This window comes from Flavobacterium tagetis, assembly GCF_016735615.1.
Taxonomy (GTDB): Bacteria; Bacteroidota; Bacteroidia; order Flavobacteriales; family Flavobacteriaceae; genus Flavobacterium; species Flavobacterium tagetis.
Genome location: NZ_JAERSF010000005.1, coordinates 119,674 through 131,572, shown reverse-complemented (window position 1 = coordinate 131,572; position 11,899 = coordinate 119,674). Strand labels below are relative to the sequence as shown.

Here is an 11,899-nt window from a genome sequence, read left to right as displayed (position 1 = left end):
TTTCCAATATATTTGTGAATCGTATTTATATTTTAACAAATAAATTATGTTTCCCAAAAAAATGGCACTTTTAATTTTGTTTTTACTGATTTCGACGGTTTCGAATTCACAAACTCAAAATTCTAATAAAACTTTTTTATATCAAGGACGAATTGATAAACTTCAAAATGATCAGGTTATTTTAATCGGAACAGCTTCTTCGGTTGCTTTTAATTTTACTGGAAATGAATGTTCGATTTCATTGCAAAGCGTTGAAGACCATCATAATTATGTTCAATTGGTTTTGGATGGAAGATATATTGGGAAAATCAGAATAGAAAAAGGAGCTGTGCAGTCATTTCCAATAAAAGTGACTTCGAATAAAAAAGAACATCGATTAGAAATCTATAAAAATACTGAAGCCCAAAGCGGAAATATTTTGTTTGCTGGAACAACTGCAAAACTGATTCCGATTTCATTTAGAAAGAAAAAGAAAATCGAATTCATTGGCGATTCCATTACTTGTGGCGCGGCAAGCGATCCTTCTGATATTCCTTGTGATAAAGGAGAATATATGGATCATCATAATGGATATTATGCGTATGGACCAACGCTTTCCAGAGCAATCGATGCTGACTATTTAATGAGTTGTGTTTCGGGAATCGGAATGTATAGAAATTGGAATGATGAGAATAAAGATGAAGCCATAATGCCGGATGTTTATCCTAATTTATATCTGACAAAAGATGCTTCAAAACCGAAATATGATTTTGCTTTTCAACCCGATATTATCAGCATTGCTTTAGGAACAAATGATTTTTCTGGTGGAGACGGCAAAAAAGAGCGCTTGCCTTTCAATGCTGAAAAGTATGTTTCAAATTATATCAATTTTATAAAAATGCTTTATGAACACAATCCTAATGTGCTGATCGTAATTACGAATAGTCCGATGGTTGACGGAGATAGAGCAGTAGTTTTTGAAGATTGTTTGAATAAAGTTAAAAACGCTTTCGCGAATGATAAATCACACAAGCCAATTCAGATTTTCAAATTTAAACCGATGAAGCCAAACGGATGCTCTGGTCATCCAGATGTGGCAGATCATAAGGTTTTGGCAGGGGAATATGGTCCATTTTTAAAGAAGTTGCTAAATGAAAAATAATATTTTTAAGTTTGTTTTCTTTCTATTGATTTCCAGTACTATGATGGCAAACGTTTCGCTTCCGAATATTTTTAGTGATAATATGGTTTTACAGCGCAATTCTGAAGTAAAAATTTGGGGTTGGGCCAATCCAAAAGAAGAAATTAAACTGGTTTCAAGCTGGAATAATCAGGAATATAAAACCGTTGCCAATAATCAGGCGAAATGGGAATTAACCATTAAAACTCCAGAAGCTGGCGGACCTTTTACCATTTCTATAAAAGGTTATAATGAAGTAGTTTTAAAGAATATTTTGATTGGAGAAGTTTGGCTTTGTTCGGGACAATCAAATATGGAAATGTCAGTAAGTTGGGGAATTGACGATGGCGAACAAGAAATGAAAAATGCCACAAATCCAAACATTCGATTTTTTACAGTTCCGAAATTGACAGCTGAAAATCCGCAGAATAATTTACTGGGAAATTGGACTGAATCGACTCCTGAAACCATGAAATATTTTAGCGCTATTGGTTACTTTTTTGCCAAACGCCTCCGCGAAGATTTAAAAAATGTCCCGATCGGATTAATTTCTTCCAACTGGGGCGGAACTCCTGCTGAAATCTGGATGTCGGCAGAAGTTGTAAATAATGATTCCGTTTTATTAGAAAACGCTAAAAAATTGAACGAACAAGAATACGGACCACGACAACCTGGACGTGCTTATAACGCGATGATTTATCCAATTATCGGATTTAAAATTGCGGGAACGCTTTGGTATCAAGGAGAATCTAATGTTGGATCTTTAGTTTATGATAAAACTCTGGGAGCTTTAATTACTTCATGGAGAAAGGAATGGAAAGATGAATTTCCTTTTTATTATGTTCAGATTGCACCTTTTAAAACGGGAAAGAATAACTTCTCAAATGTGACAGTTAGAGATTCGCAGCGAAAACTCCTTAAAGAAGTTCCGAAAACAGGAATGGTTGTAATCAGTGATATTTCGGATACGATTGACATTCATCCAAAAAATAAAAAATCGGTCGGAATTCGTTTTGCGAATTTGGCTTTGGCTGAAACTTATAAAGCCAACAATAATTTAGTTAATGGACCACTCTTTAAATCCATTAAAATAGATAAGAATAAAGTAACCGTTTCTTTTGACTACGGAGACGGATTATATTTCAAAGAGAAAAAATCGAATCAGTTTGAAGTTGCGGGAGCAGATGGAGTTTTCTATCCTGCCGAAGCTTTAATTAAAAATAACGAAGTGATTTTGACAAGTAAAAAAGTGACTTCTCCAGTAAAAGTGAGGTTTGCATGGGGAAATACAATTCAGTCAGATTTGTTTAATAAAGCGAATTTGCCTGCTTCTTGTTTTGTTTCTGAGTGAGTGTTTAAAGAAGAAAGAATTAAGATTTTAGATTTTTTGTCAGGTTGAGCAAAGTCGAAGCCCTACACAGAAATTCGCCAATCTTTGTCGAATCCCGAGTGTGATTTCTCCTTCGTCGAAATGACAAGATTGTGTCTTTTGAAAACGATTTGCGTGAGGGATAGAAGTGGAAAGCCCGGAGCCTGACGAAGGAAGTGCGAGGACTTGTAACGGATAGCCCGACCCGGAGGGACACGCCAAAAAAAGAAATCTTAGCATCTTAGTCTCTTAGCAACTAAAAAAAACTAACTAAACCACATATGAAAAATAAACAAATACTAATTATTGGGGTATTTTCCCTTTTTACGATTGGAAATATGAATGCACAGAAAAAGCCTTATCTGGATAAAAATAAAACTGTTGAGCAACGCATTGATTGGCTGTTGCCATTGATGACGCTGGAGGAAAAAGTGGGACAGATGAACCAATATAATGGTTTTTGGGATGTTACAGGGCCGGCGCCAAAAGGAGGAACAGCCGAACTTAAATACGAACATTTAAGAAAAGGATTGGTTGGATCGATGCTGACCGTTCGTGGAGTGAAAGAAGTTCGCGCGGTTCAGAAAATTGCGGTTGAAGAAACACGTTTGGGAATTCCACTTATTATTGGTTTTGACGTAATTCATGGCTATAAAACGTTAAGCCCGATTCCGTTGGCAGAAGCAGCGAGCTGGGATTTAGAAGCAATTAAAAAATCGGCGTCGATTGCGGCTGATGAAGCTTCGGCATCTGGAATTAACTGGACTTTTGGACCAAATGTCGATGTTGCAAATGATGCGCGTTGGGGACGTGTGATGGAAGGTGCAGGAGAAGATCCGTATTTGGGAAGCAAAGTGGGTTATGCGCGTGTGAAAGGCTTTCAAGGAGAAACAGTTGCCGATTTGGCTAAAGTAAATACGATTGCGGCTTGTGCAAAACACTTTGCGGCGTATGGTTATGTTGAAGCGGGTTTGGAATATAATATTGTGGATATCAGTAATTCGAAATTGTACAATTCGGTTTTACCTCCTTTTGAAGCGACAGTTGATGCTGGAGTTCGTACGTTTATGAATTCGTTTAATACGTTGAATGGTGTTCCAGCAACTGGAAATGCCTTTTTGCAAAGAGATATTTTAAAAGGAAAATGGAAGTTTGACGGATTTGTGATTTCGGATTATGCTTCGATTCGTGAAATGATTGCACACGGTTATGCAAAAGACGAAGCCGATGCAACTGCAAAAGCCGTAATTGCAGGTTCTGATATGGATATGGAATCGTATTTGTATGTTGCAAAATTGGTTGATTTAGTAAAATCAGGAAAAGTAAAAGAAGCTTTAGTTGATGATGCGGTTCGCCGAATTTTAAGAGTGAAATTTGAGTTAGGATTATTTGATGATCCGTACAGATATTGCGATGAAAAACGTGAGAAGGAAGTTGTGGGAAGCAAAGCCAACAATGAAGGTGTTCTAGACATGGCGAAGAAATCTATAGTTTTATTGAAGAACGAAAAGAATTTGCTTCCGCTAAAGAAATCCGGACAAAAAATCGCTTTGATTGGTGCTTTGGCAAATGATAAAAACAGTCCGTTAGGAAGTTGGAGAATTGCAGCTTCTGATGATACTGCGGTTTCGGTTTTAGAAGGAATGCAGCAATACAAAGACAATCAGCTGACTTTTGAAAAAGGAGTTGATTTGTTAAAACAAAAAGCAACGTTTTTAACGGAAACCATTTTCAATACAACAGACAAAAGCGGATTTGAAGCAGCGAAGAAAGTCGCAAAAAATGCCGATGTTGTGGTAATGGTTTTAGGTGAATACGGATTCCAAAGTGGTGAAGGAAGAAGTAGAACTGATCTGAATTTGCCAGGGTTGCAACAGGAATTATTAGAAGAAATTTTTAAAGTAAATCCGAATGTAGTTTTGGTTTTAAATAATGGCCGTCCGTTGAGCATTCCATGGGCGGCAGAAAATGTTCCTGCAATTGTGGAAGCTTGGCATTTGGGAACTCAAGCTGGAAATGCGATTGCACAGGTTTTGTACGGAGATTATAATCCGAGTGGAAAATTGCCGATGTCGTTTCCTAGAAATGTCGGGCAAGTGCCGATTTATTACAACAAATACAGTACAGGAAGACCAACTGACAGTGATAAAAATGTTTTCTGGTCACATTATATGGATGTGGAGAAAACGCCTCAGTTTCCGTTTGGTTTTGGTCTAAGCTATACAACTTTTGATTACAAAAACTTGAAATTGAATAAAACGGCTTTCGCAAAAGGTGAAAAAGTTCAGGTAAGTGTTGAGGTTACAAATTCAGGAAATTATGACGGAAAAGAAGTAGTTCAGTTATATATTCACGATGAATATGCAAGTATTGTTCGCCCGATAAAAGAGTTGAAAGGTTTTGAATTGGTTAATCTGAAAAAAGGAGAAACTAAAACGGTAAACTTTACCTTAACAGACAAAGAACTTGGGTTTTATGATAATGAAGGAAATTATTTGATTGAACCAGGAACTTTTAAAATCATGGTTGGGGGAAGCTCTGATAAAGGTTTGCAAAGTGGTTTTGAGATAAAAGAGTAAGTTTTTTTGAGGTGCAAAGAAGCAAAGTAACAAAGGTTCAGAGTTTTTTAATCTCGCAATCCCGATAGCTATCGGGAGTAGAGTCGCAAAGTTTTTTTGAATAGCCCCTAGCTTTAGCTAGGGAAATAAGATTTGAAGTTAGAATGGGCTTTAGCCAAACTTATAAAGTTTGACTAAAGCCCTTTTCATTGAGATTATGTTTTCATCTAGCTAAAGCCGGATGCTATCGAGTTGTAATGTTTAAGTATCTATATGTCAGTATTTTATTATAGAAAAGCTGTTTTGGTTTATGCTTTTGTTTTATCTTTGATAGACAGCCAATTAAATTTTTTAATTGGTGATTTAAGGTAAGCTGAAAACTTTATAGAGTAGGCAAGATTTTAAAATAGTATTATGGAACATTCTTTATTTAAAAAAGTGAAAGCAGCAATTGATTATTGGTACATTCCGTTATTAGTGGGAATTCTTTTTGTAATTATCGGATTTTGGTCTTTTGCCACACCTGTAAAAACATATTTAACATTGGCCTTTTTATTTAGTGTGTCGTTTCTGGTCAGCGGAATTTTTGAAATTATTTTTGCACTTTCAAACAGAAAAAAAATAGACAATTGGGGCTGGACACTGGTATCAGGAATTATAGGTTTAGGTGTTGGAATAGTATTAATTGCTAATCCGTTAGTTTCGGTAACGCTTTTGCCACTTTATGTCGGACTGGCTATTTTATTTCGTTCTGTAATGGCTATTTTCATGGCTTTTAATTTAAAAAGTTATTCGGTTCCAGATTGGAAAAATCTTTTGGGATTAGGAATTTTGGGACTATTGTTCTCATTTCTCTTATTATGGAATCCTGTTTTTGCAGGACTTTCAATAGTATATTGGACTGCTTTTGCTTTTATTGCAAGCGGATTTTTTTATATTTATTTTTCTTTTAAATTGAAAAAGCTACACGATTTAGTTTAGAAAATAAAGTCTGATTTTAATTTCCTCCCGCAGATTTTGCAGATCAAATAGATTTTTTTAATCTCCTAAATCTGCAAAATCTGCGGGAGTTTTTTGTATTTTTAAAATCTATTAAAACTCCAACTTTTAAATTAAAAACATGAAATATAACAGATGCGGGAAAAGCGGTTTATTGCTTCCTGAAATTTCTTTAGGATTATGGCATAACTTCGGTTCGGTTGATAATTTCGAAAATGCCGAAAGTATTGCCATTGAGGCTTTTGATAAAGGAATTACCCATTTTGATTTAGCAAATAATTACGGACCAGTTCCAGGTTCTGCCGAGGAAAACTTTGGTAAAATCTTATGGCATAATTTTCAAGGAAATCTTCGTGATGAAATCGTGATTTCTACAAAAGCGGGTTATACCATGTGGAAAGGACCTTATGGAGATTGGGGCTCGAGAAAATATTTGTTGTCAAGTTTAGACCAAAGTTTGAAACGAATGAGCATTGATTATGTCGATATTTTTTATTCGCACCGCCCAGATCCAGAAACTCCGATTGAAGAAACAATGATGGCTTTGGATCACGCTGTTAGAAGCGGAAAAGCTTTGTATGTTGGAATCAGTAATTATTCTGCAGAACAAACAAGAGTTGCGGTCGATGTTTTGAAACAATTGGGAACACCGTGTTTAATTCATCAAGCAAAATACTCAATGCTGGAACGTTGGGTTGAAAATGGTTTGTTGGATGTTTTAGAAGAAAAAGGAGTTGGCTGTATTGCGTTTTCGCCTTTGGCTCAAGGGCTTTTGACAGATAAATATTTAAAAGGAATTCCTGAAAACTCAAGGGCGCATAATCCAAACGGGCATTTGAGAGAAGATGAGGTGACACAGGAAAGAATTCAGAAATTAATTCAGCTGAATGAAATTGCTCAAAATAGAAATCAGTCTTTGGCGCAAATGGCTTTGGCTTGGTTGCAGAAAGACAAACGAATTACATCGGTTTTAATTGGTGCAAGTTCTGTAAAACAATTGTGCAATAATATTGATTGTTTGCAGAATACAGAATTTACGCATGATGAATTAAATGCAATTGAAAAGATATTGGTGTAAAATGTGAAATGATAAAAAAAGGAGAACAATTCGTTCTCCTTTTTTTATTTAATAATCATCGCCAATCCTCCTCCGCTTGCCAATTTATATTTTAGCTTTGTTGTTGAATCAACCGTAATAATTTCTCTCTTATAATCAGTTGCAGCTTTATCAGCGTTTAGACCATCTGAGAAAATCTCGGCTTGGAATTTTTTGCCTTTTTCAAGGAAAGAAAAATCAATTGTAATGTCTTTGGAATCCCAATTGGTTATGGCACCCAAATACCAAGTATTTCCTTTTCTTCTCGCGATAGAAACGAATTTTCCAACTTCACCATCAAGAGCAGAAGTTTCATCAAAAGTCGTTGGAACTTTAGCGATAAAATCGGTGCTTTCTTGTTCCTTCATAAAAGCGGTCGGACTGTCGGCCATCATCTGCAAAGGCGCTTCAAAAATCGTGTACAATGCCAATTGATGACATCTTGTTCCCTGACTCATTGGAGTAGAATGACTTGGTTTGAATTCACTTTTTGTAGCATTTCGCATAGCGCCTGGCGTATAATCCATTGGCCCAGCCATCATTCTAATAAATGGAATTGTTACATCGTAAAGCGGAACATCATCATTTGGTGTCCATTTATTGTTTTCTAAACCTTTTACACCTTCAAAGTTTAAAATATTTGGATACGTTCTCTGAATTCCAGTTGGTTTGTACATGCCGTGAAAATCGATAATCAATTTATGATTGGCTGCTTTTTGTGCAATATCATAAACTGAATTCACCATTTTGGCATCGTCACGGTCTATGAAATCTACTTTAAAACCTTTCACGCCCAATTTCGCATAATTACTGAAAACGCCATCAATATTGTCATGCAAAGCCATCCAAGAAGCCCACAAAATAATACCGACGTTTCTTTCTTTCGCGTAAGCGATTAAAGCCTCCAGATCCACATTCGGATTATGTTTCATGATATCGGTTTCAATACTCCAGCCTTCATCCAAAACCACATATTCGACTTTGTTTTTTGATGCAAAATCAATATAGTATTTATAAGTCTGCGTATTAATTCCGGCTTTAAAATCTACGTTGTAAATATTCCAATCGTTCCACCAATCCCAAGCCACTTTTCCGGGTTTTATCCACGAAATATCTTTTATTCTAGAAGGTTCTGCCAATTTCTGAACCATATCGTTATTGGCTAAATCGGAATCATCTTCAGAAATTACAATAGCTCGCCACGGAAAGGTTCTCGTTCCTTTGGTTTTAACCAAATAATCGGCTCTTTCGGTAATGAGTTTGTTGAGGTAGTTAAATCCGCCGTTGGTTTCTTGAGTTGGATATTTAGAAAAACGAGATTCAAAACCTGTTTTGTTTTTATTATTAGTTACAAATAATCCAGCATAATCTTCGAGATCAGCTTCTAAGAAAACGGCTTTTTTATGGTTTTTATAATCAATTAAAAATGGAAGAAATGCCAAAGTATCTTTAGAAAACTCACTGACTTTTTTGTTTTCATAATGCGACTCAAACGAAGAAATAAACTGATCTTTCGGATTTCTCAAATCACGTACATAAGGCATCAAAGTATTGTAATCTTTGTCGAAATTTAAAACTACTTCTTCATCTTTAACCGTAATCTCCTTTTTCTTTTTTGTGATGAAACGATACGCTGCGCCATCATCAAAAACACGAAATTCAATACTGAAATCATTTTTAAAATTTAGAATCAGTTTGTTGTATTGATTTTTAACGGTTTTCTTTTTGTATAAAGGCGTTTCAAAAGAAGTATTTACGCTTTCTTTTTTCGAATTTAAAACAACAGGATTTTTTCCTAAAACCTCATTTTGATCTAAAGTCATCGACATTTCAGATGGAGCCAAAATCAAATCTTTTTCATGCGAGATTGTCCAGCTGATTTTGTCATTCACAGCAATTTTAACTTCGATTTTTCCGTCGGGAGATTTGAGAACAAAGTCTTGTTTCTTTTGAGAAAAAGAGGTGTTCAGAAATAAAAAACAAAAAAGAATGAATATATTTTTCATCGGGATATTTTTTTAAACCATATAAGTTATATAAGTTCAGTTTAGTCAAACTTTTAAATGAACTTATATAACTTATATGGTGGAAAATTAACTTTACTTTTTCTTTAATTCTGAATTGTATTTTTTCACAATTTCTAATGTTGATTTGTCTCCATTAAAAACTGAATTTAAACCTTGCGGTTCTTGCGGAGGATCTGTTGTAAAAGGTTCTCCTGGATTCCATTTTCCGTCCGGATGAATTGCTTTTCCTTCACCACCATATCCCCAGAAATTGGCAGCTTGCAATGGACCGCCACTTTTAACGCTTTCTGCAACTCTTCCAAAAATATAACTGTAAAATTTATCTCTGTAAACAGAAGAAGATCCAGCATTCAGATTTTCGTTTTCTCTCGGAAGACCAAATTCTTCAATAATTATAGGCCTTTTCAGATTGTTGGCAACTTTTATATGATCATCAATATATTTTCCGGCGTTTTCAACTGTTTTTGGAAATGTCGCTTCAGCATTATCAGCTTTAAACCAATTCCAGTTTTTTGGCCAAATATGCATCGTCAAATAATCGATATTCGGATTTTGATGTGTTCTTTCGAAGATTTCCATGCTGTCATTCGAACTATTTTTTCCTTCAGAACCTGTAGAAACCAAATGGTTTTTGTCTAAACTGTCAATCAAATCCACAATATTATTCAGCCATTTAGTGAATTTTGCTTCATTTTCTACCGTAAAAAGTCTAGGTTCGTTTCCAACTTGCCATGACATAATCGTATTGTCTTCGTTATATTTCTTTTTAGAATACGCATTTGTTCTTCCAATAATAAACTTCACATGATTGTTTAAAGCCTCCATACAAGACTCACAGCTGTGAAATTGTTCTGTATAAGACATAAACTGTGGCCAAGTATTCGGCGGAATATTCGGAACCGGAACTGGACCTTTGCCATTCCATTCTAAATATTGCGACATTCCGCCAGACCATTCCCAGTTATTAGTCAGATATAAAACGGCATACATACCGCGTTTGCTCATTTCGCTAATTAGAAAATCCAATCCGTCCAATAAATCTTCGTCGTATTTTCCTTGTTCATATTGCAATGCCGGACGAACTGTAAAATCGTATTTCCCGCCATCAGCGCCAACTAAAACCCGTAAATTATCGATTCCATTTTTCTTCATTAAATCCAACTCGCGTAAAAGCCTTTTACGATCGCCTATTTTTTTAGAAGCGAGCATGCTTCCGTACCAATAATTGGTTCCAATGTAAGCGTACGGTTTATCACCTTTGTAAAATTCATTTCCTTTTACCGTAATTTTTTCCTGTGCCTGACAAGTAATTGCAGTAAAAATCAAGGCTACTGAAAGGGTTTTAAAAAATCTTTTTTTCATAATTTATATTTTAAGGAGCTAATCCCGCTATCCGCTGTATCTTTTATGGTGAACCCCACCATAAAAGGATGTCGCTTCTATCGGGGCTAGGGCTTTACGTTCTTCAAGACGTTTTGATTTTTATCTGAAACCTTAGTTTTCAATTCGATGGATAAGCTCCAGACAAGCGCGACTATTATGATAGGGACATTTCCAGAATCCAGCTTTATCTTTTTTCATTGTGTAATAATCGTCATAAACGCCCCAAAACCATTCTCCGTTTTTGTGGTCGATCATGTGTTTTTTTATGAATTTCCAGATTTTGTAAACAATATCCAGATATTCTTCTTTTTCAGTTAATTGATAAGCGTTGTAAAAACCAATTAAGGCTTCGGCTTGTGGCCACCAATGTTTTTCGGCTATAAGCTCATCTTTTTCTGGATCAAATTCGTACCATAAACCACCGTCTGAATCTAAACCTTCTTTGGTTACTTCGGCAATCTGAATAGCATGTTTTTTATAGTTGGCAATCAAAATTTTATTTTCTGAAATTTCAGCACATTGCTGCAAAAGCCAAGCTGCTTCAATATCATGTCCGAATGAAATGACATCTGGCTTTTCGTTCCAGTTTTCGTCAAAAAACAAACGCAAATGACCTGTTTTCGTATTGATGAAATATTTTTCGATTGTCTCTAATAATTCGATTATTGTAGCAAGTAGTTTTTCATCTTTCCAGACTTTATATAAATTCGTATAACCTTCAATAATGTGAAGATGCGTATTCATGGTTTTCTTTTCGTTGGCATCTTTTTCGCTCAAACGCAAATCTTCAATGGGTTGCCAATCTCTTGTGAAAGCTTCAAAATAACCTTTGTTTATAGGATCGTAACTATGTTCCTCAATTTTCAGGTATAGTTTCTTAGCAATTTCTAAAGCTCTTTCTTCATTTGAAATCGAATAATATTCAGACAATCCGTAAATCGCAAAGGCTAAAGCATAAATCTGATTTTTGGTGTCTTTTGGAGTTTTATCCTCATTTATGCTCCAAAAAAGACCTCCAAATTCATTGTCATAAAAATAAGCTGTAAGAAATTCAAATGCTCTTTCTGCCAGTTTTTTGTGGTTTTCGTTGTTTGTGGTTTTGTAACTGGCTGAAAACGTCCAAAGAATTCGGGCATTTAAAACCGAACCTTTTTCTGCATTGGCAATCAGATGATCGTTAAAATCAATTTGCCCCACAAAACCGCCGTTTTTCTCATCTACCGTTCGTTTTGACCAGTAGTTGAGAATAGAATCTAGTTCTGCAGTTAACTCTGATTTTAAAAGCTTTAATTGTAATGACACGATATT

The 11,899-nt window shown here is 35.4% G+C and carries 8 protein-coding genes; 5 read left to right on the top strand and 3 right to left on the bottom strand.

Going from position 1 to position 11,899, the window contains the following annotated elements; translation table 11 throughout:
- The first annotated feature begins 61 nt into the window (after positions 1–61).
- The 5 genes from JI750_RS20485 to JI750_RS20465 all read left to right on the top strand — a co-directional run bounded on the left by JI750_RS20485 (position 62) and on the right by JI750_RS20465 (position 7,163).
- On the top strand, positions 62–1,141 hold the full coding sequence (locus tag JI750_RS20485; RefSeq protein ID WP_236673116.1) for an SGNH/GDSL hydrolase family protein: 1,080 nt from the start codon (positions 62–64) through the stop codon (positions 1,139–1,141).
- Positions 1,131–2,510 carry a sialate O-acetylesterase gene (locus tag JI750_RS20480; RefSeq protein WP_202006282.1) on the top strand — a complete coding sequence of 460 codons (1,380 nt, stop codon included), beginning with the start codon at positions 1,131–1,133 and terminating at the stop codon, positions 2,508–2,510. Before JI750_RS20485 ends, JI750_RS20480 begins: the two co-directional genes overlap by 11 nt.
- A 299-nt stretch (positions 2,511–2,809) precedes the next feature.
- Positions 2,810–5,107 carry a beta-glucosidase BglX gene (gene bglX / locus JI750_RS20475; protein WP_202006281.1) on the top strand — a complete coding sequence of 766 codons (2,298 nt, stop codon included), beginning with the start codon at positions 2,810–2,812 and terminating at the stop codon, positions 5,105–5,107.
- Positions 5,108–5,500: 393 nt separating this feature from the next.
- Positions 5,501–6,067 (top strand): HdeD family acid-resistance protein, encoded by a 567-nt coding sequence (locus JI750_RS20470; protein ID WP_202006280.1) that lies wholly within the window; start codon positions 5,501–5,503, stop codon positions 6,065–6,067.
- A 139-nt stretch (positions 6,068–6,206) separates the two neighbouring features.
- Positions 6,207–7,163 carry an aldo/keto reductase gene (locus JI750_RS20465; protein ID WP_202006279.1) on the top strand — a complete coding sequence of 319 codons (957 nt, stop codon included), beginning with the start codon at positions 6,207–6,209 and terminating at the stop codon, positions 7,161–7,163.
- Between the two features lie 44 nt (positions 7,164–7,207).
- Here the strand turns inward: JI750_RS20465 and JI750_RS20460 are convergent, their stop codons facing one another.
- The 3 genes from JI750_RS20460 to JI750_RS20450 form a co-directional block, all read right to left on the bottom strand.
- Positions 7,208–9,187, bottom strand: coding sequence for a retaining alpha-galactosidase (locus JI750_RS20460; RefSeq protein WP_202006278.1), 1,980 nt, complete (start codon positions 9,185–9,187; stop codon positions 7,208–7,210).
- A gap of 93 nt (positions 9,188–9,280) precedes the next feature.
- Complete coding sequence (locus JI750_RS20455; protein WP_202006277.1) at positions 9,281–10,570, bottom strand: glycoside hydrolase 5 family protein; 1,290 nt, start codon at positions 10,568–10,570, stop codon at positions 9,281–9,283.
- A gap of 132 nt (positions 10,571–10,702) precedes the next feature.
- Positions 10,703–11,893, bottom strand: a complete 1,191-nt coding sequence (locus JI750_RS20450; protein WP_202006276.1) for an AGE family epimerase/isomerase — start codon at positions 11,891–11,893, stop codon at positions 10,703–10,705.
- Positions 11,894–11,899 lie beyond the last annotated feature (6 nt).

Bases quoted from the DNA above. Each gene is read 5' to 3' on its own strand.
- JI750_RS20485 (WP_236673116.1), top strand. From the start codon at position 62: ATGGCACTTTTAATTTTGTTTTTACTGATTTCGACGGTTTCGAATTCA.
- JI750_RS20480 (WP_202006282.1), top strand. From the start codon at position 1,131: ATGAAAAATAATATTTTTAAGTTTGTTTTCTTTCTATTGATTTCCAGT.
- bglX (WP_202006281.1), top strand. From the start codon at position 2,810: ATGAAAAATAAACAAATACTAATTATTGGGGTATTTTCCCTTTTTACG.
- JI750_RS20470 (WP_202006280.1), top strand. From the start codon at position 5,501: ATGGAACATTCTTTATTTAAAAAAGTGAAAGCAGCAATTGATTATTGG.
- JI750_RS20465 (WP_202006279.1), top strand. From the start codon at position 6,207: ATGAAATATAACAGATGCGGGAAAAGCGGTTTATTGCTTCCTGAAATT.
- JI750_RS20460 (WP_202006278.1), bottom strand. From the start codon at position 9,187: ATGAAAAATATATTCATTCTTTTTTGTTTTTTATTTCTGAACACCTCT.
- JI750_RS20455 (WP_202006277.1), bottom strand. From the start codon at position 10,570: ATGAAAAAAAGATTTTTTAAAACCCTTTCAGTAGCCTTGATTTTTACT.